This is a genomic window from Ruegeria sp. HKCCD6428 (genome assembly GCF_013110595.1).
In the GTDB taxonomy this organism is placed as follows: Bacteria; Pseudomonadota; Alphaproteobacteria; order Rhodobacterales; family Rhodobacteraceae; genus Ruegeria.
This window is the reverse complement of sequence record NZ_WVQX01000004.1, coordinates 1-22318: the sequence shown is the minus strand read 5'-3', so window position 1 is coordinate 22318 and position 22318 is coordinate 1. Positions and strand designations below refer to the sequence as shown.

The following is a 22318-nucleotide window of genomic DNA, read 5'->3' as shown; positions in this document are numbered from 1 at the left end:
CACGACGTTATTCTGCATGGCAGCGAGGTTAGGGTGGAATTGTTAAAATGACAACAAGTGAAGACCAAATGCCGGACGTGTCCGAAGAACATATTGAACGCATTAAAGAAAATATGGAAAAGGTCGAGCAGCTCTCGAAGCGCCTGATTGAAATTATGGCGTCAAAAAAGTCGCACACCCCAGCGCTGGACGGCCCGAATCAAGAGCTTTTCGCACGAGCAGCAACGGCGTATTGGGCCGATGCATGGCAAAATCCCGCCAAACTGTTGGAGCAACAGATAGAATTCTGGGGCAAGTCGGTTCTCAACTTTGCCGAAGCGCAGAAAGCGCTGACAACGGGTGAGGTGGAAACCGAGGAAACCAAGCCCGGTGACAAACGGTTTTCCAATCGCCTTTGGGAGACAAACCCTTATTTCCGACTGATCCGGCAGCAATACCTGACGAACGCGGAAGCGATTGCGCAGGCTGTCTCGTCGGTCGATGATCTGGATGCCAAGGACAAAAGACGCCTACAGTATTTCTCGCAGCAGATCATCGACATGATGGCGCCCACGAATTTTCTGGCGACTAACCCGGATGCTCTGCAAAAGGCGGTCGAGACCGAAGGTCAGTCGCTGATAAAAGGGTTGGAGAACCTTGTTTCAGACCTCGAAGCCAATGATGGCGAGTTGGTCGTCAAACTGGCGGATGAAAGCGCGTTCGAGGTTGGTGGAAACCTGGCGACAACGCCGGGCGAGGTCATATATCGCAACCGGATGATGGAGCTGATCCAATACAAGCCGGTGACTGAAACGGTTTATGAGACGCCCATCGTTCTGTTCCCGCCCTGGATCAACAAGTTCTATATTCTGGATCTGAAAGCCCAGAACAGCATGATCAAATGGATCACCGAACAGGGCTATACCCTGTTTGTCGTAAGCTGGGTGAACCCGGATGAAAGCTATGCCGAAACCGGCATGGAAGACTATATTCAGGACGGTTTCCTGACCGCAATCGAAACGGCCAAGAAGATCTGCAAGGTCAAAGAGGTCAACGCAGTGGGTTATTGCATCGCGGGCACGACGCTGAGCCTGACCTTGTCCTTGCTGAAACAGCGTGGCGACAAATCGGTCAAATCCGCAACGCTGTTCACGGCACTGACGGATTTTTCCGATCAGGGTGAGTTTACGCCATTCCTGCAAAACGACTTCATCGATGGAATCGAAGAGGAAGTAAAAAAGGAGGGCGTTCTGCGGTCGTGGATCATGGCGCGCACCATGTCGTTCCTGCGATCACGCGACCTGATTTATGGTCCGGCCATTCGCAGCTATATGATGGGGGAAGTGCCTCCGGCCTTTGATCTGCTCTACTGGAACGGCGATGGTGCAAACCTGCCAGCAAAAATGGCCGTGGAATATCTGCGAGGCCTCTGCCAGCGCAACGAGTTCGCAACCGACGGTTTCGAGTTGATGGGGCACAAGCTGAAACTCGAAGACGTGGATGTGCCGCTGATGGCCATAACCTGCGAAACCGACCACATCGCGGCATGGAAAGACTGTTACCGCGGCGTGCAGAAAATGGGCTCGCGGTCCAAAACCTTCGTGGTTTCAGAATCGGGTCATATTGCGGGCATCGTGAACCCGCCCAGCAAGAAGAAATATGGCCACTACACCAACCCGGATATGAAGTCGGACGCCAGCACCTGGCTGAAAGAAGCTGATTTTCACGAGGGGTCCTGGTGGCCCATGTGGGACGCGTGGTTGAAGAAGCGGTCCGGCAAGCAGGTTCCGGCCCGTGAGCCGGGTGATTCGAAGCACCCGAGCCTTGCATCCGCACCCGGGACTTATGTTGTGGCGAAACCAAACGCCTGATTTCATTTTGAAACTTAAAAATTCTGCGTCGCAGCAAGAAAAAACTTGCAATGCTGCGGTGCAGCAATCATATTGTCCTCAAGCTGATGAAACCCGGGGTGGGCCCGGACAGGCTAAAAGGATTAGGACAATGGCAAAGACCCAAGACTTTACCGCGATCATGAAAGACATGATGGGTGCATTTCCGGTGGACACCACCGCAATGGAAGGCGCATTCAAATCGACCGCTTCGCTGAACGAGAAGCTGTCGGGCGTTGCCCTGGACGCTGCTGAGAAATCGGCCGAGATCTCGAACAAATGGACCAAGGACACCCTGGCCAAGCTGAGCGAGATGTCGAAAGCCAAGGCAGAGCCTGCTGACTACGCAAAAGCCGCAACTGACTTCGCAAGCGCGTCGGCTGAAGTTGCAGCTGAAAACCTGGCGGCTTTCGCTGAAATCGCGAAAAAAGTTCAGACCGAAACCGTCGAGCTGCTGATGGCTGCCGGCAAAGACGCCGCGGAAGAAGCAACCGCTGCCGTCAAAAAAGCGACCAACGAGGTCACCACCGCAGCCAAGAAAGCTGCAGCTGCAAAGTAAGAAACGTCCGCGAAGCGCACCCAACCCTCCCATTAGGTGCAATCGCGTTGGGCAGGTCCATTGACCTGCCCTTTCTTTTTGTGCTGCACTCGCATAACCTGTGCTGCAACGCATCATCCTTGGGGAGGGAACCCGGTGTCGGACCAAGAAAAACCGCTGCTTATCAAGCGCTATGCCAGCCGTCGGCTGTATAATACCGAGACCAGCGATTACGTGACGCTCGAAGATATCGCGGGGTTCATCCGTGACGGGCGCGAAGTACAGATCATTGATCTGAAAACCGGCGATGACCTGACGCGCCAGTATCTTCTGCAAATCATTGCCGAACATGAAAGCCGGGGTGAAAACGTGCTGCCGGTGAATGTACTGAATGATCTGGTGCGTAGTTACATGCTGCCGGGCGGGGGGATGATGCCCCAGTTTCTGCAAAGCTCGTTCGAGATGCTGCGCGAAAGCCAAAACAAGATGATGGAAAACATGAGCGCGATGAATCCGATGTCTCAGATGCCGGGTTTTGACGCATTGCAGGCGCAGCAACAGGCTTTCCTGAAGGCGATGACCAGTGGGCTGTCCAGCGGATGGTCCAGCCCGGAAAAGGAAGAGGACAAGTCCGAACCGAAAGAGGATCTGGACGACATCAAGAAACAGCTGGCCGAGTTGCAGCAAAAACTGTCCAAGTTGAACTGATCCGTTCCGAACAAAGAAACAGGCCCGCATTGTGCGGGCCTTTCTTGTTCAAAGCGCCGTTGCTTTAAGTGCCATAAACCGGCATGGGGCCGGTCACTTCGCCAACCGATGCCAGCAGGATGTCTGCAATCACGTCCAGCTCTTCGCGGGTCAGGCGGACGGGCAGGCGCACGTCACAGGCCTTCATCAGCATGTCGCGCGTCTTGGGTAGGTCGAAACTTTCTGGCAGGAATTGCCAGTTCCAGAAGGCGCGGGCGTTGTCTTCGCTCAGACCAAAAACCTGAACCTTGATGCCGCGTGCCTCGGACGCTGCGGCAAAGGCGCGGATCTCATGTTCCTGCATTCCGACAAGATTGAACTGGATCGAATCCGGCGCACGCTGCTCGGGAGGCAGGGGGGCGGGAACCTCGATATGAGACGAGGTGTTCAGGCGACCAGCCACGTAATCATGGTTCGCCAGGCCATCGCGGACGCGGCGCGCCAGTTCCGGAAGTTGCGGACGGATCACCGCCGCGCTGAGGTTGCTCAGGCGAAGATTGTACAGCGGCAGCTTGTTCTGCCAGCGGGCAAAGGCCTCTTCCAGTTCGGGTGAATTGTCACCCTGAGGACCTTTGTGCTTCTTCCAATTGTGCTCATACGCGCCCGACATGATGACGGCCCGCGCTACAAGATCTGCATCATTCGTGATCAGGATGCCACCTTCGCCGGCATTGATCATCTTGTAGGATTGGAACGAGAAACATCCGACCTTTCCGATCGTACCGATATTGCGGCCATGCCATGTGGTGCCCAGCGAATGCGCGGCATCCTCGATCACCGGAATGTTTCGTGCGTCGCACAAGGCCATGATCGCATCCATGTCGGATGTATGCCCGCGCATGTGGCTGATGATGACTGCCTGAACGTTGTCCAGCTTGGCCTCGAAATCGGCCATGTCGATGCGATAGTTTTCACCCACTTCGCACAGAACCGGAATGCAGTCGGCATGGACAACCGAAGACGGCACGGCCGCGAAGGTGAAGCCGGGGATCAGAACACGCGCATCGCGAGGCAGGCCCAGTGCTTTGAGCGACAGAAACAGCGCGGCCGAACAGGACGACACCGCCAAGGCGTATTTCGTGCCCAACAGTTCCGCGAACTCGGCTTCCAGCAGGGCCACCGGGGCATCCTGCGGTGCGGTATAGCGGAACAGGTCACCTGACTGCATCAGGGCCTCGATCGCGTCCTTGGCGGCGGCAGGGATGGGTTCGGCGTCGTGAACGTTGGGGGGCAGCGTCATATTTGGAATTCCCGAATTCTATCTTTGGGAAAGATAAAGATAATCGGAAGGCAATCCAAGCCCTCAATCGCCGGGCAGGCGAAAATTCACCAATCTGTCGCAATTTACGTGGATCAGACCCCAAGCCGGTCGCGCAGTGCGAACCATGTCATGGCCAGCACCAGAAGCGGGCTGCGCAGGGCAGGGCCGCCGGGGAAAGACAGCGCGGGCACGCGTGCCATCGTGTCAAACCCTTCGGCCTGACCCTGAATCGCCATCGCCATGAGTTGTCCGGCATGGGTCGCAGTGCCGACACCGTGACCGGAATATCCCGAAGCCGAAAGAATATTGGGTGCGACACGGGCCAGATACGGCATCCGCCGCATGGTGATGGCCAGCGTTCCGCCCCAGGCATAGTCGATCTTCACATCCCGCAAATTCGGGAAAATCTCGGTCATGGGTTTGCGGACCTTGGCGGCGACATCTGATGGAAAGCGATAGCCATAGCTTTCGCCGCCTCCGAACAAGAGGCGGCCATCGGCGCTGAGGCGAAAATAGTTCACCACGAATTTCGTATCCGCAACCGCCACATCCCGGGTCAAAACCCGGGCGGTGTCCTCTCCAAGGGGTTCGGTGGCCGCAATGAAATTGTTGATGGGCATGACCCTGGCGGCGACGGAACGATTGAGGTCGCCCAGATACCCGTTGCAGGCCAGAATGACGTGCTCGGCCCGAACGTTGCCGTGAGCAGTTCGGATCACAGCCGTCTGGCCCTCGTCAATACCGGTCACTTCGGTGCTTTCATGGATGCGAACGCCCGCTTTGGCCGCAGCTTGCGCCAATCCCAACGCAAAGTTCAAAGGGTGCAGATGCGCCGCACCCATATCCAGATACCCCCCGTGATAGGCGGGCGACGGGCACAGCGAATGACCCGCGTTTTCGTCCAACAGCTCGATCTGGTCGTATCCGTACCGCTCGGAAAGATGGCCGGCATGGTCATGCAGTTCTTTTTGTTCGGATTTGCTCAGGCCCAGAACGGCGACACCGGGTTTCAAGTCACAGGCGATCTTGTGTTTTGCAATCAGGGATTTGACCAGATCCTTGGCGTCTTCGGCCAACTCCCACAGCTTGGCGGCGTCAGCGTCGCCTACAAGACGCTCGAGGTCTTCCTGGTCCATCCGCTGCGCGCTGCCCAACTGGCCGCCGTTTCGGCCCGACGCGCCAAAGCCGACGCGGTGCGCTTCAAGCAGCACGACGTCGAATCCGGCTTCGGCCAGATGAAGGGCCGCGGACAGCCCCGTATAACCGCCACCGACAACGCATACATCCGCCTTGGTGTCTTCTGACAACGCGGGAAAGCGATCCATCGGATGTGCCGTCGCGGCATACCAGCTGTCAGGGTACTGGCCCTTGCGGTCATTGGAATAGAGCAGGTTCACGGAAGGTCTCAGACGTTGATCAGCAGATGTTCACGTTCCCACGGAGAGATGACCTGTAGGAACTCCTCGTACTCGGCCCGTTTGACGATGCCGTAAACGCGGGCGAATTCGGGGCCCAGAACTTCGTGCAGGGCAGTGGCCTCGTCGAACAGGTCCAGCGCTTCGCCCATGACCTGCGGGATATCGCCCTCGCCTTCATAAGCGTCGCCATAGAACTGACGACGTGGGCGTTCCTGCTCGACCAGGCCAAGATAGCCGCAGGCCAGCGACAGCGCGATGCCCAGATACGGGTTGCAGTCCATCCCGGCGATGCGGTTCTCGACGCGCCGCGATTCCGGGCCGGACAGGGGCACGCGAATACCGGTGGTGCGGTTGTCACGGGCCCATTCCAGATTGATCGGTGCCGCGTGATCCTTCACATAGCGCCGGTAGGAATTCACATAAGGTGCCATGACCGCCAGACCAGCGGGCAGGTGGTTCTGCAGACCGGCGATGAAGTGGTAAAACGCGTCCGTCTCACCCCCTTGAGGACCAGAGAAGATGTTCTGACCGGTTTCCATGTCGATGATCGAGTGATGGATATGCATGGCCGAACCCGGCTCTTCCTCGATCGGTTTGGCCATGAAGGTGGCAAAACAATTGTGGCGCAGCGCGGCCTCGCGGATCAGGCGTTTGAAATAGAAGACTTCATCGGCCAGTTTCACCGGATTGCCGTGACGCAGGTTGATTTCCAACTGCCCGGCGCCGCCTTCCTGCGTGATGCCGTCGATCTCGAACCCCTGATGCTCGGCGAAATCATAGATGTCGTCGATCACCGGGCCAAACTCGTCCACGGCCGTCATGGAATAGGCCTGCCGCGCCGCGGCCGGGCGGCCGGAACGCCCCATCATGGGTTTGATGCCCTGCGCCGGGTCCACGTTGGGGGCAACCAGAAAGAACTCCATCTCTGGTGCAACAACCGGCTTCCATCCCTTATCATGATAAAGCTGCACAACACGCTTGAGCACGTTACGCGGGCTGTAAGGGATCGGATTGTCATCCCGGTCGTAGGCGTCGTGGATCACTTGCAATGTCCAATCCCCCGTCCACGGCGCAGCGGAAGTGGTCGAGAAATCGGGCTTCAGGATCATATCCTTTTCGATGAACCCGTCATCGCCGGCCGCTTCGCCCCAGCCCCCCGTGATGGTCTGGTAAAAAATGCTGTCGGGCAGGTGGAAATAGGATTGCTTTGCGAATTTTGATGCAGGCACCGCCTTGCCGCGCGCAATGCCCGGCAGGTCCGAAATGATGCATTCAACTTCGTCCAGTCGTTGCCCGTGGAAATATGCCTTTGCGGCTTCCGGCAGTTTATCGGTCCAATCAGCCATCAGGCTCTCTCTTTCTTTAGAAACTCGGCCATGTGGCGCGCGATTTTGGCGTTGTCGTCCGGGGCCGTCTCGCGATTTGCGGCTTCGCGCATCAGGTCTTCGGGCACCACGCCCTTGCCCCGTGTCCGCATCAGGCCTGCCACGAATCCGTTGGTGAATTCCGGGTGGGCCTGAACCGTCCAGATTGTGTCCCCATAAGCCAGCATCGCGTTTTCGCATAAGGCATTCCGGCCCAGAACCCGCGCTTCTTTCGGCAATTCGACAACCTGATCCTGGTGCCAGGCATTCAGCCATAATCTGCTGCCGTCATATTCGTATTCCGTACGACCTACGGCCCATCCTTTCGAGAATTTCTCGACCTTGCCACCCAGTGCCTGAGCAATGATCTGGTGGCCAAAGCAAACGCCGATCAGGGGTTTTCCACTTTCCCGGATCTCGCGCACCAACGCTTCCAGCGGGGCGATCCAGGGAAGGTCCTCGTAAACCCCGTGGCGCGATCCGGTAATGATCCATCCATCCGCATCATCCGCACCATCGGGGAAAGTGCCGTCCACGACGGCGAAGGTCACGAACTCGAACCCGTTGTCACGCAGCAACGCGGGGAAAAGTTCGTCATAATCCCCGAATTCTTCCTGTAGCACTTCGGGGGTGTGGCCGGTTTGTAGAATACCGATTTTCATGTGTCACCAAATTTGATCAAATTAATCCTAACCGAGACTGGTTGACGCGGCAAGGGGGTCAAACCGTCTCGAGATAGCACAGCCAGTGATCCTCGGGCGGGATGTTCGCAAATCGGGTGATCTCTTGTCGCTTGGTCATGGTCAGATAGCGGATCAGGTCAGCGGGGAACAGCCGGGCCACCAAGGGATCCGTAGCGAACCTGTCAATCGCGCTCGACCAATCCGGCATCAGTTGAGGCAGGTCCGCGATGTCATAGGCGTTCCCCGTGATCGGGGCAGGTGGGGTCAAGCCGTCCTCGATGCCGACAAGTGCCGCGCCCAGAACCGCGGTCAACATCAGATACGGGTTTATGTCCCCGCCGGCGACGCGGTGTTCGATGCGCCGTGCGGCCGGGGCTCCGCCCGGGATGCGAATGGCAGCGGTTCGGTTTTCATAGGCCCAGCAGGCGCCCGTGGGCGCATGTGCACCCGGTATGAGCCGTGTGTAGGAGTTGCCGTGAGGTGCAAATATCAGCGTACTGCCCGGCATGGCCGCGACACAGCCCGCTACGGCAGACCGCAATATCTCGGTGCCTTCCGGCCCGTTGTTGTCGAACACATTGTGTCCGTTCTGGTCCAACACTGAGAAATGCACATGCATTCCGTTGCCCGCGTCATCGGCATAAGGCTTGGACATGAAGGTGGCCGCAAATCCGTGCCTGCGTGCTAATCCACGCGTCAATGCCTTGAAAAGCCACGTATCATCAGCGCAGCGCATGGCGTCCTGATGGTTCAGGTTGATTTCGAACTGACCGATGCCGCTTTCGGAAATGGCCGTCTGCGCGGGGATGCCCATTGCGGCGCAGCCATCGTACAGGTCGGTAAAGAACGCCTCGAACGCGTCCATTTCGGCAACCGACAGAACGGCCTCATCCGCAAGGCGCCGCCCTGTGATCGGATTCACCGGCGGTTGCGGCTGCGCGCCAGAAGCGTCAACGAGTGTGAACTCCAACTCCGTCGCGGCAACAACGGACCAGCCGCGTTGCGCATAGCGGTCGAGTGTGGCGGACAGGGCATGCCGCGGGTCGCCCGGGAAGGGTACGCCGTCATCATCATACAGACACATCGGCACCAGCGCTGTTTCCGTATCCAGCCAGGGCACGGGGACCGGGCCGCGTTCGGTCGGGCGCAGCACCCCATCAGCGTCGCCGGTTTCAAAGACCAGCGGGCTTCCTTCGATATCAGCGCCCCACAGGTCTACGTTCAGTGCCGAAAACGGCATTCGCACGGCGCCTTTTCCCAGTTTGTCGGCATAGCCGGGGGGCACGCGTTTGCCCCGCATCTGACCGTTCAGGTCACATGCGGCAACGCGAAAATTGTGCAGGGCTCTCAGATCCATTGGGGGCTCCGTCGGTGAAACTCCCCAGTGATTTACTTCAATGGATGTGCTTTGTCACCAAATTTGATCAAATTCTGACTTGGGTATTCAAGGAACGCCCGCGCCGGTATTGACCGGCGCGGAGAGCTGTTTTCAGGCAAAGCTTACGCCATGTTCTTCCATGGGCAATTGCGCCACATGCAAACCTGACAGGGCCTTGATCGCATTGGCCAAAGCCGGTGCCGACGGTGGCGTGCCGGGTTCTCCGACGCCGGTCGGCGCTTCGGCCGATGGCACGATGTGCACGTCGATTGCAGCAATATCCCCGATGCGCAGCGGTTCGTAATCCGGGAAGTTGTATTGATCAACGGCCCCGCTTGTCAGGGTGATCTGGTCACGCATCACATGGCCAATGCCATAGCCGATGCCGCCTTCCATCTGGGCCCGCACGATATCGGGGTTCACGGCGATACCGCAATCCACGGCACAGGTGACCTTTTCAATCCTGATGCCACTTTCCGGATCGCCCGAGATTTCGACCACTTCAGCCGCGTAAGACCCAAAGGACTTGTGAACGGCAATCCCCTGCGACCGGCCTTCTGGCGCATTGCCCCAGTTTGCCTTTTCGGCCGCCAGCTTCAAAACAGCTGCCTTGCGTTGCTGGTCCGGGTTGCCGCTGTCGGACAGATGGGCCAGACGGAACTCCACCGGATCACGACCGGCGGCCTCGGCCACCAGATCCATCATGGTTTCCATCGTATAGGCGGTGTGGGTGTGCCCGACCGAGCGCCACCACAGAACCGTCGTCGCCTTTGGCGTGTCGGTCAGACCCACCGCCATGCCGGGGATGCTGTAGGGGCTGTCCGAAACGCCTTCGACCGAGCTGTGGTCGATGCCGTCATGAACCAGAACAGCCTCGAACGGGGTGCCCTTGATCACGGATTGACCGGCAATCTGGTGCTGCCACCCGACGATGTTGCCTTCGGCGTCCAGACCCACACGAACCTTGTGGCCAAAAGCCGGTCGGTAATACCCGCTGCGAATGTCGTCTTCGCGCGTCCAGACCAGTTTCACCGGGCGCGAGCGGTCAGTGACGACAAAGGCCAGGGCGGCCTCGACCTGATAATCCGCATCCGGGGTGGCGCGGCGCCCGAAAGACCCGCCTGCCAGCATGGTTTTGATGTGGATCTTCTCGGCCGGCAGGCCAAAGATCTGCTGGTAGGCCATATGAGGACCCGTCGGCATCTGTGCCCCGTCATGCAGAACGATGTCTCCGTCTGCGGTCTGCTCGATGGTGCAGTTCAACGGTTCCATCGGGGCATGGGCCAGCAGTGGGAAGTAGAACGTTTTTTCGACGACCTTGTCCGCGCCGTCGATGGCGGCTGCCACAGCGGCAAAATCCGCCTTGTTGACGTTATACGTGGGCTCAGCCTCCAGCGCGGCCATGATCTCGGCCTTGATCTGGTCCGAGTTGCGGGTTTCCGCGCCGGACATGTCCCATTCGACCTCAAGCGCATCGCGTGCTTGAATCGCGGCCCAGGTGTTCTCGGCGTACACCGCGACGCCCGCCTGATTGGGCAGAACCGCGGCGCTGATATAGCCTTTGACCTCTTTCGATGCGCTGTCATCAAAGCCCAGCGCGACGCCGCCCTTCGCTTCGGGGCGTTTGATCATGGCGATCATCTGGTTGGGCAGGTGAACGTCCATGGCAAACATCGCCTGGCCGTTGCTTTTGATGGCCGTATCCTTGCGGCGCACCGTTTCATTTCCGATCAGACGGAATTCGGACGGGTCCTTCAGGCGTGGCTCTGCCGGAGCGTCCAGTTGCGACGCAGCGGACACGAATTCAGCGATCGGAGCCGACTTGTCGCCTGCCTTCACGATGCCGTCTTCGATGGTGATGCCGGATGCATCCACGCCCCAGCTTTGCGCGGCGGCGTTGATCAGCATTTCGCGCGCGGCAGCACCGGCCTGACGGTATTGCAGCCACGAATTCGCCATCGCGGTCGAACCGCCGGTGCCCTGGAATGGGCCGAACAGCAGGTTGTTGTAGACATTCGGATCCGAGGGGGCGAACTCGTATTCGATCTGGTCCATGGTCAGGCCGATTTCTTCGGCAATCAGCGTCGGCAGTCCGGTCGCCGGGCCCTGACCTTTTTCAAAATGTTTGACGATGGCGGTCACGGTGCCATCGGCATCGATCTTCACAAATGGATTGAACTGCGCGGTCTCGGACGAGGCCGCGGCCAGTGCACCGTCCGGACGGGTGCCGACCAGCAGGACGGCACCGGCAGCGGCGGCGCTTTTCAGAAACCCACGGCGAGAAGTGTTGATGGTCATGGATCAGGCCTCCAGAATTTCAGACGCGCGCTGGATGCCGGCGCGAATGCGTTGATAGGTGGCGCAGCGGCAGGCATTGCCGGACATGTACTCGTCAATCTCCTGGACTGACGGTTTCGGGTTCTCGGACAACAACCCGACAGCCGACATCACCTGACCCGACTGGCAATAGCCGCACTGGACGACATCCAGTTCGACCCAGGCCTGTTGTACGGCGGCGCCGATCTTGTCGTCACCGACAGCTTCGATGGTCGTGACTTCGGCGTCTTCGACGTCTTCAATGAATGTCTGACAGGAACGGACGGGCTCACCATTCACGTGCACGGTGCAGGCCCCGCAGGATGCCACGCCGCAGCCGAATTTTGTGCCGGTCAGTTTCAGTTCGTCTCGGATCACCCAGAGAAGAGGCGTTCCGGGTTCGGCATCAACCTCGTGGGTCGTGCCGTTCAGGTTCAATTTAAGAGCCATGATGAGGGGGTCTCCTGTTGGTGCTGGTTTCCGCAATTGGTAAACTCGCGGGTTTACTCATGGCATATAATTTCGCCCTTGTAAACTCCTGCGTTTACCTAGTATTTGACCGGGGCACGTCAATAGGTCTATAGCTCTGACATGAACGAATGCAGCGCACAGAATGCGTCCAAGCGCGCACAGATCATCGAAGCTGCCGTGGCCGAGTTCCAGGAAAAGGGCTTTGCCGCGGCCAGTATGGATCGCATTTCAGCAAGGGCCGAAGTGTCCAAGCGTACGTTGTACAAGTACTTTGAAAGTAAAGAAAACCTGTTCCGCTCCATTGTGGTCGAATTGTCCGGCCGCTTTGCTGAAGTGTTGGAAATTCGGTATGAAAAAGGTCGCGATATTCGTACGCAACTGACTGAACTGGCCTGGGCCGAAGGGCGCATTCTGATGCGGCCCGATGTTATCGCAATGGCCCGGATGGTGATCAGCGAAACCTTGCGCAACCCGACGCTTGCGGCGGAAGCGCAGGGCAAGCTGGACAAGACGGCGACATTCATTGCCATGCTCAAAGATGCGGCCGAGGATGGGCAGCTTCGGATCGATGATCCGGAACGGGCCGGGCGCGAATTCATTGGCCTGATCAAGGCGCGCGCCTTCTGGCCGCTGCTGTTTACGGGTGGGGTGCTCAGCGAAGCCGAGATGACGGAAACGATCGAAAGCAGTGTCCAGATGGTGATGAGCCGATATGGCGTCTGATCGGAAGGAGCTGAATTCTGATGGTCGCAGTCGGGACGTCGTCAGAGGAATGTGTTAGGGCTTTTCGACTTGATTCGGGTGGGCAAGGCCGCTGACAGGCCATCGGACTTCGAAGCATAGCAGGACGGAGGCGTTGCTGTGACAGGCAAGGCAACACAAGCTGCGCGTTTAAGCGTGGCACCCATGATGGATTTGTGCGGCTGAGCGTAGCGTATTGTTTTATATGTGTTTATTGGGGGTGAATTTGGCGCGTAGCACATATGTAGCAATAGTCCCTACCTGATGTTGAAGCCGTGCTTCACTCGCTTGATGATGCAGCATTCTCGGTTTTTCGGCAAGCGAACGTAGAGGAGAACGCCGGGCCTCTTCTTTGGTGGGAACTCTGAGAATGAAGTACCTTGTTGAAACGCTCTGGCTGCTCAGCCGAGGGCCGGCGTCTTTCGCCTCACTGCGGGGGCGAGTGTTTCTTCCGGGTTCATGAAGAAGTCCAGGAGAAAAAACCTGATACCGCAAGTCGCGCCTGATTTTACTTCTTCAACGTTCAATCGGAATTCGAGAAGAGAACAAGGGTTTTCCAGCGTCCTCGTGACTACATCTGACTTCGGTCTCTCATGGCACGGGGATAGGTCAGGGGAATTCCGGCCCACACCAGCCGTTCGTCGTGACAGCCGATGCTGCGGTGCAGCTTTCCCAAAAGCAGACATTGGAATTTCTAGCTTCCTGCTACTCAATCTAAAGAGATCAGTTTTTTCGTCCGCCGTTCCGCTAGCTCTCTGTAGAGCGCTGGAGGTGACACTCCGATCCAATCAGCGACATGCACCCACCTGCCTGCTTCCGGCGAACCGTAAAGTTCGAGATAGGCATCAAGGCGATCTGTAACCTTCCGCATACGCATGATCTCAATTCGGGTCCGAAGGTTCTGCAGCTCTCTCGCAGTGCGCTCAAACGCTTTGACCGATAGGCGATCGGATTTGGCAGAGTTCTCAAGGTACCCAATGAGATCAACTTTGGATACCAAAGAAACCGTTGTCGGAGCTTCGGCAATAGCGTCGCAGTGATAGCAACGAGCAAATAGGGATGCCTCGGCAACGAGGTCGTTTGGCCAGGCTGCGTGCAGGGTCAAAAGCCCGCCATCTTTCAGCGCACGTCGAAGTGAAATCCTTCCGACGCGGACGAAGAACGCCCATTCAACTTGGTCGCCTCGCCGAAACAGCGTTTCGCCTGCGTCCAACGTTCGTTTGGGTGCGCCATCAAAATAATGAAGCCAATAATCTGACATGATTTCTATCATGTTCAGTTTCGCCCGCCTCATGCAATGCCTTGGTGCAAAAGCTGGATCTATCAAGGACTTCAATTATGGGTATCAAACACTTTGCACTTATTTTGATGGCTTTCCCCAACGTCGCGTTGTCTCAGACCCACGATGGAAGTCATGGTTCGACGCCTTCCGCCTACGCAGGTGAAGAAACACGCTTGATCAAGTCTCTTTCGGAGCAAGACCTGGAAGAAATCGCGCGTGGCGGCGGATGGGGACTCGCCCGCGCCGCGGAGCTTAATGGTGTTCCAGGGCCAACTCACCTACTTGAGCTTGCCGATGAAATCGGTCTGACTGATCAGCAGCGCGAGGAGCTTGAGCCGATCAGGACGCAGATGCAAGCAGAAGCCATCGCTGCCGGAGAGCGGTTCGTCGCGGCAGAACGAGCGCTGGACGAAGCTTTTCAACAAGGTGCACCAGATGCCGAGGCGCTTGAACAATTGGTTGCAGAAGCAGGTCTAGCGCGTTCAGATCTACGCCTCGTCCATCTGAATGCCCATCTGTTGACTTTGCCACTGCTGACTGATGCCCAAGTCAGCCGGTACTCGGTCTTGCGCGGCTATTCAGATGATCCCTGTGCCTCTGGTCCAAACGGGCATGATCCGGAGATGTGGCGTGGCCATAACGGGTGCAACTAGGCAGGTTCGCGGCGACACATCCTCGTGACTTGTCAAAGCCATATACCCCCAGTAGGTATTGGTTATGTTTCGTTTGGTTCTGTCGATCATTCTTGTTTTTGCATTCGCTGGTGCATCCACCGCATCCGTGATGCATGGCTTGAATCATGGATCGGATCACGCCGACCACCACGCCCAAATGTCAGAAAGCGGTCCTTTGGCTGATGCTGAGAAGGCACTCGCGGACTGCTGCGACGCCACAAGCGGCATGGGGTCAATGCCCTGTTTTGGCGATCTCGCCGCCACATCGGAGATTTCGCCAATCGATCCTGCAAACAGTACGGTCGTGGCTGGGACGTACACTGAGTGTGATTTTTCAAACCTGACGCTGGCTGTTCCAACCGGTCCTCCGAAAGTCTGAACGGCAACGGGCGCTCGCTCGCAATCCATTCAACTTTCAAATCAAAGGACCGACAGACATGATCACACGTCGTCACTTCACCACCCTATCTGCAACAGCTCTTGTCATGGCTGCCCTGCCTGTACGTGCTGACACACCTATGCGCGTGCTCGCCTCACCGGGCTGCGGGTGCTGTCACGCTTGGGCTGACTTGGCCCGCACTCGCGGTTACGCTGTCACCGTTGAGGAACTGACCGACCTCGATGCGCAGAAGTTAGAGCGTGGCATTCCGCTTGAGCTCGCCTCCTGCCACACTATTGAAATGGGTGGATATCTCTTCGAAGGGCATGTGCCGTTCGAAGCATTGGAAGCCGTCTTGCAGGATCGCCCAGACATTACTGGACTTGCTGTTCCGGGCATGCCTATGGGCTCTCCTGGCATGGGAGACGACCCTTCCGCCCGTTACGACGTCATTGCATTTGGTAAGGAGGCTGGAACGGGCACGGTTTACTACCGCGCTGGCACCGCCCAGCCGTTTGACACCTGATGGTAAGTCGGAAAGCCATTTTGCTAGCCGGCGGGCTCACGTTCGCCGGTTTCGCCGCCGCATTTGTTCTGGCACAACCTTCCAAAGAGGTTGGTATTTTGACGCCGAACGACGCCGAGGTGGTCGCTATGGGCCAAAGCATCTACGCAGACCAATGTGCCGCTTGCCATGGTGCGCGTCTGGAGGGGCAACCAAACTGGCGTATACGTGGCGAGGACGGTTTGCTTCCGGCACCGCCGCATGATGCCACTGGGCACACATGGCACCATGATGACGAAACACTTTTCACCCTGACCAAGTACGGGCTTGCAGGTCTAATGGAGAATGCGCCACCATCCGGCATGCCTGTTTATGAGGATGTTCTCACCGATGACGAGATCATTGCGGTGCTGTCCTTCATCAAGTCAACTTGGCCCGACGACCTTCGTCAGTATCACGACGAACTGAATGCACAGTCCGAATAGAGGGAAGCTCAAATGATCAAACATACTCTTCTCGTCTTGGCCGTTGCAGTTGCACCCGCATTTGCTTTCGCGCATTCGAAGTCTGAAGCAACAACACCTGCTGACGGTGCGACAGTTACGGAAGTGTCAGAGCTTTCAATGCGGTTCGATGATCCGATGCGCATCATTTCAGTCACGCTCACCTCTCCAAATGGCGATGTCGAAATCGAACGCGAGACAGGTATGGACCCCGCTACAGAGTTTCGGGCCTCGCCAATGGAGGAGCTTGCGCCAGGAAGCTATCGCTTCGACTGGCGCGGTTTGGCGTCGGACGGTCATCCGATGCAGGGCAGCTTCTCCTTCACGGTCTCTGAGTGACTGGACTCGCACCGATCGACGGCCTTGTCGTTTTGGCCATCTTGGCCAAGGCGATTGGCTATGGCGCGGCTTTACTTGCGATGGGAGGCGTGCTGTTTTCAGCCGTCTTTTCTCAGAGGGCTGAGGCATCGGTACTGCGCCTAGCGAGGCAACTTGCAGTCGGTGCGGCGCTAGTCGGTCTCGCTGTGCTGGCCATCCGGTTCGGCGTTCGCGCGGCACGGATATCCGGGATGGGCTTCGAGGGCGCCACCGACCCAATGATGCTCGGCTTCGTTTGGGAAAGTCCACTTGGAACCGCCGCGATTTGGCGCGGGATAGGCGAACTTGCGATATTGGCAATCTTAGTCCCCCGCATAGGCCAATGGATCGCTTTGGTAGGGACCGTTGCCGCGGCGATATCCTTTGCTCAGGTAGGCCACGCCCTGGGGGAGCCCAGAGCAGCACTGGCAGTCCTGCTGGTGGTACATCTTCTAGCCGCTGCTTTCTGGGTTGGTGCGCTTGTGCCATTGCGCCGTGCGGCACTTGTCCCAGATGGTGCTGATCTGTTGGACCACTTTGGAAAGCTCGCTGCTTTCGGAGTGGCCGTCCTAATCATTGTAGGTACAACGCTCGCCTGGCTCCTTTCAGGCTCTGTGACCGCGCTATTCGGAACGGCCTACGGCTTAGCCCTTTTGGTCAAAGTCGCGATTGTTGCAGTCCTCCTCGGCTTTGCGGCTTGGAATAAGGTGAGGCTGGTCCCTGCCTTGAGTGCTGAGAAGTCCGGTGCTGCCCATACCCTACGGCGTTCTATTTCAATGGAAATACTGGCCGTCGTGATGATCCTGTTGGCAACGGCAACGATCACAAGCGTAACGACGCCGCCCGTAAATCTCTGACGACTTAGCCGCGCGCCTTGTCGAGCAGTTCAAGGAGTTCGGTGAACTTCGCCCGCTGGTCCTCACGATCACCTGAGGCAAGTGCATCCTCGATACAATGCGACGCGTGATCATCGATCACGAGCTTTTCGACGCCTTTCAGCGCAGCGCGCACCGCCGCAATCTGCGTCAAGACGTCAACGCAATAGCGGTCCTCTTCGACCATCCGGGCGATCCCACGGACCTGCCCTTCCAAGCGTTTTAGACGTTTTAAAATAGCTTCGCGGTTTTCGTGCATAGGTCTCTTTTCGCATGGTGGCAGATAGAAAGTCGAGTGAGTGCGGAACTAAAGCTCGCACTCTTGATTGTATACCCTATGGGGGTATATGAAAATACGAAATACTCTCGCAAATGAATTGACGGAGAAGCCAATGCCAAAGGACACGCGCAACGTTGCCGACATTGATACAAACCCGGCCAAAGTGGCGGCGGGCAAGACGGCTGTGCTTTACCGCATGGCCCTGCCGGACCATCTGTGCCCCTCCGGTCAAAAGGCGCGCTGGCTTCTCGAACGTCAGGGATACGATGTCGACGACAGGCTGTTTCGAACCCGCGCCGAAGTGGACGCCTTCAAAGCCGAGTACGACGTCAAGACAACACCCCAAGCCTGGATCGAAGGGGAACGCGTTGGCGGCTACACGGACCTGCGCGAAAAACTGACGGGCTGGGATCCAAAGGCGACCACCTATCGACCCGTCCTGTACCTGTTCGCCGTCGCGGCACTTACTGCCGTGGCGCTCTCCATCGGGTTTCTCGGCGCGATCACGTGGCAGACACTCGGCTGGTTCATCTCCGTCTCGATGATCCTTCTCGGCATGCAAAAACTGCGCGATATCGAGGGCTTCTCCACGATGTTCCTCAACTACGACCTTCTTGCGCGGAAGTGGGTGCCTTACGCATACATTTATCCATTCGTCGAAACGGGCGCCGGCATCCTCATGACCGGCATGATCCTAACTTGGGTGTCAGCTCCTGCAGCACTCTTCGTTGCTGGCATTGGAGCCATCAGCGTCTTCAAGGCCGTCTACATCGACAAGCGTGAGCTCAAATGTGCCTGCGTTGGTGGAAATTCAAATGTCCCGCTAGGGTTCGTGAGCTTGACTGAAAACTTGATGATGATCGGAATGGCGGTCGTGATGCTTTGGCCGATGGTTTGAGCTGGAGCGGGTCTACTTTCAGACCGGTAATTTAGGCGCCACGACGGGAAATTGGGTTCTGTGTTAACCTTCCTTGTCAACAAATGGTTGTCGTTTCGGGAGGGCGTGGCGGATCGGAGGATCAGTCATGGAAACACCAACCCGAGACAGGCGAAGCGTTTTTGGAGCGGTCACATCCCTGGGCGAACTGGACGAACTCGTCGCCAAGCTTCAGGGCTCGCCGCTACAGGTGAAGCAGGCTGCGGCGGAAGTTGCTCGGCTTCAGCCGATCGAAGCGGAACAGGTTTTCGATGCGCTGCGCGCCAAAGTGCGAGATGCTGAGGACCTGGCTCAGGAGCCCGTGGGCGTGAAGGGGCTGGCCGAGATGGCGCGTCAGCATCCCTTCCTGCAGAGGCCGTTGCTCTCTTTCGTGCAGGATCTTCCGGTCTCCAAACTCGGCCCTTGGGCGGTCAGCGGCTGGGCGTCAGCCTTCAGCGAAACCGACGTAGGTTCGGACTTTGCGACGACGCTCAAGGGATGGGCCGATCAGGATGATAACAAGCCGCTAAAGGCGGCGGCGAGCGCGGCGATGAAACTCTCCAGCAAGCGGAAGCGTAGCTGATGGGGACGTCCGGAACATTCGACGGCTCCAAAAACGGGCTGGTTCCGAGCTGGGTCGACGAGCCCGCCTCGCCGCCCGCGGCCGCGCCCGACAATGCCGAGCCGGACTCCACAGACGGCGACGGGAACGGCGGACCGGATCAAAACGGGGAGGCGCCGGCCGGGCCGGCACCGGCTCAGGCATACCCGCCGATACCTGCCGTTCCAGCGAGTTCGGGTCTCGGTGGCGCTCGCGGGAACATCACGAGGGGTGCGCGAGCATCCGATGAGCGAGCCCTGCGGCGAGGCGCAGGCCGATATGTAAGTGCGAGCGGTGGCGGACGCGCTGCGGCGAGCCGTATGCCAAACTCCCGCGCCGTGGCCGGCGGTGTGGCCGGCCTCGCGAGGAGCTTCGTCAATCAGGGTCCGACAGAGGCGCTGAGGCGGTTCAATCTTGAGGGCATGGCGGGGGCTCCCGCCGAGGACGTGTTCGTCGCTTTGACGGATATGCTGTGTCCTGCAGGCGGCACCATTGACGAAGCGATCGCGAGGGACGCGATGCTTGAGACGGTCGCTGATCTAGCCGCCTCGGGTGTCGGGAACTTCGATGAGCTCTCCGCAGACGATTTGCGCGAATTCTTCATCGGGGTGGTGAGCCGTTCGATCGAAGGCAAAATTCTCAATGAGGTAGGGACCAACGCCATCGCGGCGCCTTCGGACATCGGCGGAGTCGAACGCGCACAAGCCATGCTGCATGACTTCGTCGAAGGTTGTGTGCGCGATGAGTTCGATGCGCGTGGCACCGACCTCGGAGACCTGGATGCGGCCGCCATCGATAGCTTCGTCGACGACCTCTACGGCGCAGCACTCGATCTGGTAGAGGCCTTGGGAGACGACCGATGAGAAGGTTCAGTCTGATCGGTCGGCTCGGTCCCGACGACAAGGGCAAGATCAACTTGGTCCAGTCCGACTCCGACGTATTCGAGATCGATTTCCTAGACGGTGACCTGCGTATGGGCTTCGGTATCGGTCACGCGCTAGACCAACTCGCCTCCCTCGGGCTGCAACCTTCCGAGAGGGCCATTGACCTCGTCGTACTCGCGGCGCTCGTCAACGCCGGGGACACGAGAGTCTCCCGAAAGCTGAACGCTCAAGATGGCTGGACCCGCGAGATCGATCTATACGTCCCGGTATCTGCTGCCGCGGCCTGGACGGCGAGCACTGGATCGATCGAGTCGATGTTGCGCTTTCTCTCCGGGGATCGGTGGCGTGTCTTCTTCCGCGACCGGACGAAGAGGACCAGAACCCTCGCTGTCGCTCCGAAGCGCTTGGCGATCGACGGGCTGACAAAGGTCAGCCTCCTGTCCGGTGGTTTGGACAGCCTCATCGGCGCAGTCGATCTCCTGAGCGGCAGTGAACGCCCGCTATTCGTCAGTCACTACTGGGACAGCGAGACTGCCAAAGCGCAAGCCTATATCCTCGACCGGTTGGAAAACCGGTTCGGCAAAGAGGCTTTCAAGAGTCTCCGGGTGCGGCTCGGTTTCGACAAGCACCATCTCACCACCGGGGAGACGGAGAACACCCAGCGGGGACGGTCCTTTCTCTTCTACTCGCTGGCGACGCTGGCGGCGTCGGCGATCGATGGACGGGCCACGGTCGACATACCGGAGAACGGCCTCATTGCGCTCAACGTGCCCCTTGATCCCTTGCGATTTGGGGCACTGAGCACGCGGACGGCGCATCCGCACTTCATCGCGAGCATGCGGAGGCTAATCGACACTCTCGCCCTCGATGTCGAACTGAACAACCCGTACAGGCACATGACGAAGGGCGAGATGGTTGCGAACTGCGCCGACAAACCATTCCTTGAAAAGATCGTGGCGAACTCCATGTCTTGCTCATCGCCGGCGAAGGCGCGTTACAAGAGGCTCTCGCCTCGACATTGCGGGTATTGCGTTCCCTGTCTGATCCGTAGAGCTTCGCTCGCATTCGGTCTCGATGGAGCCGATGAGACACTCTACATGGTTGAGGATCTAAAGGGGAATATCCTGGCCTCCGATAGGCCCGAAGGGGAGCACGTCCGGTCTTTTCAGCTGATGGCCAAGCGGATCAGGGCAAAGCCGGGTCTCGCGAACATACTGGTCCACAAGCCCGGTCCACTCCATGCCGTGCCGGATGAGATCCCGGACTACGCCGACGTTTATCGGCGCGGCGTTCTTGAAGTCGCCGAGCTCCTGAAGGGTGTTCGGACACGGCCGGGCGGCTGACCATGCGGCCCGACTACGTAGACTTTCACACGCATCTCGATCTCTATCCCGACCTTCAGCGAGCTATCTCTACTTGTGACAGGCGGCGGGTAGCCACTTTGGCGGTAACGACCACACCGAAGGCATTTGAAAGGAACCTCGAATTGTCCTCCTGCAGCAACTTCGTTCGGGTCGGCCTTGGCCTGCATCCGCAGCTCGTCGCTGATCGGCATCATGAGATTGAACTGTTCGAGAAGCTCCTGCCGCGGACGCGTTACGTCGGTGAGATCGGGCTTGATCGCGGTCCCGCCCACTACCGCTCTTTCGAACTGCAACGCTCGATTTTCGCGCGCATCTTGCGAGCCTGCGCTGAGGACGGCGGTAAGGTTTTAAGCTTGCATAGTGTCAGGGCGACGAGGCCGGTCTTGGACATGCTCGACGAACACCTGCCGCCGGATCGCGCTCGGGTGGTTTTGCACTGGTTCAATGGCAGTCGTTCCGACGTGCGGCGAGCAGTCGAACGAGGATGTTACTTCTCAATAAACGAGAGAATGCTCGGTTCCACGAACGGTGAGCGCGTTTTGCGCGACATACCCAAAGACCGCGTGCTGACGGAGACGGACGGGCCATTCATACTTCGCGGCGACACGCCAATTGCACCAGGAGACGTTGGTTGCGCTGTTGAGATGATGGCTACTTTACTCGAAATTCCAATCGAGGATGTTCGCCGCCAGATTCTTTCAAACCTACACTCCTTGACCGCGACTCTTTAATGGGGCAGTTCCACTGGCCTCAACAGGGCTCCAAAAAAAACAAACCCGAGAGAAAGGAGATACTCGGAAATGGCTGGTCCAGAAAAGCTGCGGCGCAGAAATTAGGACTCGAGTCGACCGCAGCTAAGGGCCGTCACCACTTGCGCCAGCTCAAGCCCATGGTTGCGGCAATGGATTCGGGA

At 58.1% G+C, this 22318-nt stretch carries 23 protein-coding genes; 14 read left to right on the top strand and 9 right to left on the bottom strand.

Annotated elements, in window-relative coordinates; genetic code table 11:
• Window positions 1-47 precede the first annotated feature (47 nt).
• The 3 genes from GS620_RS10690 to phaR all read left to right on the top strand — a co-directional run bounded on the left by GS620_RS10690 (window position 48) and on the right by phaR (window position 3114).
• On the top strand, window positions 48-1850 hold the full coding sequence (locus GS620_RS10690) for an alpha/beta hydrolase (RefSeq protein WP_171615781.1): 1803 nt from the start codon (window positions 48-50) through the stop codon (window positions 1848-1850).
• A 130-nt stretch (window positions 1851-1980) separates the two neighbouring features.
• The gene (locus tag GS620_RS10685) at window positions 1981-2427 is read left to right on the top strand and encodes a phasin family protein (RefSeq protein WP_152458475.1); all 447 of its coding nucleotides are present in this window, start codon (window positions 1981-1983) and stop codon (window positions 2425-2427) included.
• A 135-nt stretch (window positions 2428-2562) separates the two neighbouring features.
• Entirely contained in the window at window positions 2563-3114 is a 552-nt protein-coding gene (gene phaR / locus GS620_RS10680; protein WP_152458474.1) for a polyhydroxyalkanoate synthesis repressor PhaR, read from the top strand.
• A 64-nt stretch (window positions 3115-3178) separates the two neighbouring features.
• On the opposite strand, the gene GS620_RS10675 is transcribed toward phaR, so the two are convergent.
• The 7 genes from GS620_RS10675 to GS620_RS10645 form a co-directional block, all read right to left on the bottom strand.
• Complete coding sequence (locus tag GS620_RS10675) at window positions 3179-4393, bottom strand: DegT/DnrJ/EryC1/StrS aminotransferase family protein (protein ID WP_171615779.1); 1215 nt, start codon at window positions 4391-4393, stop codon at window positions 3179-3181.
• Between the two features lie 113 nt (window positions 4394-4506).
• A complete protein-coding gene (locus GS620_RS10670) occupies window positions 4507-5811 on the bottom strand; it encodes an FAD-dependent oxidoreductase (RefSeq protein ID WP_171615777.1) in 1305 nt (434 codons plus the stop codon).
• 8 nt (window positions 5812-5819) lie between these two features.
• Window positions 5820-7178, bottom strand: a complete 1359-nt coding sequence (locus tag GS620_RS10665) for a glutamine synthetase family protein (RefSeq protein WP_152458471.1) — start codon at window positions 7176-7178, stop codon at window positions 5820-5822.
• Entirely contained in the window at window positions 7178-7858 is a 681-nt protein-coding gene (locus GS620_RS10660; protein ID WP_171615775.1) for a type 1 glutamine amidotransferase, read from the bottom strand. Before GS620_RS10660 ends, GS620_RS10665 begins: the two co-directional genes overlap by 1 nt.
• A 58-nt stretch (window positions 7859-7916) precedes the next feature.
• Window positions 7917-9236: a glutamine synthetase family protein gene (locus GS620_RS10655; protein ID WP_171615773.1), complete on the bottom strand. Its 1320-nt coding sequence runs from the start codon at window positions 9234-9236 to the stop codon at window positions 7917-7919.
• Between the two features lie 132 nt (window positions 9237-9368).
• The gene (locus GS620_RS10650; RefSeq protein ID WP_171615771.1) at window positions 9369-11555 is read right to left on the bottom strand and encodes a xanthine dehydrogenase family protein molybdopterin-binding subunit; all 2187 of its coding nucleotides are present in this window, start codon (window positions 11553-11555) and stop codon (window positions 9369-9371) included.
• 3 nt (window positions 11556-11558) lie between these two features.
• Window positions 11559-12023, bottom strand: coding sequence for a (2Fe-2S)-binding protein (locus tag GS620_RS10645; RefSeq protein ID WP_152458467.1), 465 nt, complete (start codon window positions 12021-12023; stop codon window positions 11559-11561).
• A gap of 141 nt (window positions 12024-12164) precedes the next feature.
• Here GS620_RS10645 and GS620_RS10640 point away from each other — a divergent pair, with 141 nt between their 5' ends.
• On the top strand, window positions 12165-12767 hold the full coding sequence (locus tag GS620_RS10640; protein WP_171205537.1) for a TetR/AcrR family transcriptional regulator: 603 nt from the start codon (window positions 12165-12167) through the stop codon (window positions 12765-12767).
• A gap of 727 nt (window positions 12768-13494) precedes the next feature.
• Here the strand turns inward: GS620_RS10640 and GS620_RS10635 are convergent.
• Window positions 13495-14046 carry a Crp/Fnr family transcriptional regulator gene (locus GS620_RS10635; RefSeq protein WP_171615769.1) on the bottom strand — a complete coding sequence of 184 codons (552 nt, stop codon included), beginning with the start codon at window positions 14044-14046 and terminating at the stop codon, window positions 13495-13497.
• Between the two features lie 44 nt (window positions 14047-14090).
• Here GS620_RS10635 and GS620_RS21860 point away from each other — a divergent pair, with 44 nt between their 5' ends.
• The 5 genes from GS620_RS21860 (at window position 14091) to GS620_RS10610 (ending at window position 17342) form a co-directional block, all read left to right on the top strand.
• Window positions 14091-14720, top strand: coding sequence for a Spy/CpxP family protein refolding chaperone (locus GS620_RS21860; RefSeq protein WP_216597886.1), 630 nt, complete (start codon window positions 14091-14093; stop codon window positions 14718-14720).
• Window positions 14721-15178: 458 nt separating this feature from the next.
• Entirely contained in the window at window positions 15179-15646 is a 468-nt protein-coding gene (locus GS620_RS10625) for a DUF411 domain-containing protein (protein ID WP_216597885.1), read from the top strand.
• On the top strand, window positions 15646-16110 hold the full coding sequence (locus GS620_RS10620) for a cytochrome c (protein WP_171615767.1): 465 nt from the start codon (window positions 15646-15648) through the stop codon (window positions 16108-16110). Before GS620_RS10625 ends, GS620_RS10620 begins: the two co-directional genes overlap by 1 nt.
• Window positions 16111-16122: 12 nt before the next feature.
• A complete protein-coding gene (locus tag GS620_RS10615) occupies window positions 16123-16467 on the top strand; it encodes a copper resistance CopC family protein (protein ID WP_171615765.1) in 345 nt (114 codons plus the stop codon).
• Window positions 16464-17342, top strand: coding sequence for a CopD family protein (locus GS620_RS10610; RefSeq protein WP_171615763.1), 879 nt, complete (start codon window positions 16464-16466; stop codon window positions 17340-17342). Before GS620_RS10615 ends, GS620_RS10610 begins: the two co-directional genes overlap by 4 nt.
• Before the next feature lie 4 nt (window positions 17343-17346).
• On the opposite strand, the gene GS620_RS10605 is transcribed toward GS620_RS10610, so the two are convergent.
• A complete protein-coding gene (locus GS620_RS10605) occupies window positions 17347-17619 on the bottom strand; it encodes a metal-sensitive transcriptional regulator (protein WP_171615761.1) in 273 nt (90 codons plus the stop codon).
• Between the two features lie 133 nt (window positions 17620-17752).
• Here GS620_RS10605 and GS620_RS10600 point away from each other — a divergent pair, with 133 nt between their 5' ends.
• The 5 genes from GS620_RS10600 (at window position 17753) to qatD (ending at window position 22136) form a co-directional block, all read left to right on the top strand.
• Complete coding sequence (locus GS620_RS10600) at window positions 17753-18538, top strand: MauE/DoxX family redox-associated membrane protein (protein WP_171615759.1); 786 nt, start codon at window positions 17753-17755, stop codon at window positions 18536-18538.
• Between the two features lie 127 nt (window positions 18539-18665).
• A complete protein-coding gene (locus GS620_RS10595) occupies window positions 18666-19139 on the top strand; it encodes a hypothetical protein (protein WP_171615757.1) in 474 nt (157 codons plus the stop codon).
• Window positions 19139-20020, top strand: a complete 882-nt coding sequence (gene qatB, locus GS620_RS22240) for a Qat anti-phage system associated protein QatB (protein WP_305849894.1) — start codon at window positions 19139-19141, stop codon at window positions 20018-20020. The genes GS620_RS10595 and qatB overlap by 1 nt, the downstream gene beginning before the upstream one ends.
• Window positions 20017-21384, top strand: a complete 1368-nt coding sequence (gene qatC / locus GS620_RS10585; RefSeq protein WP_171615753.1) for a Qat anti-phage system QueC-like protein QatC — start codon at window positions 20017-20019, stop codon at window positions 21382-21384. The genes qatB and qatC overlap by 4 nt, the downstream gene beginning before the upstream one ends.
• Before the next feature lie 2 nt (window positions 21385-21386).
• A complete protein-coding gene (qatD, locus tag GS620_RS10580) occupies window positions 21387-22136 on the top strand; it encodes a Qat anti-phage system TatD family nuclease QatD (RefSeq protein ID WP_171615752.1) in 750 nt (249 codons plus the stop codon).
• Window positions 22137-22318 lie beyond the last annotated feature (182 nt).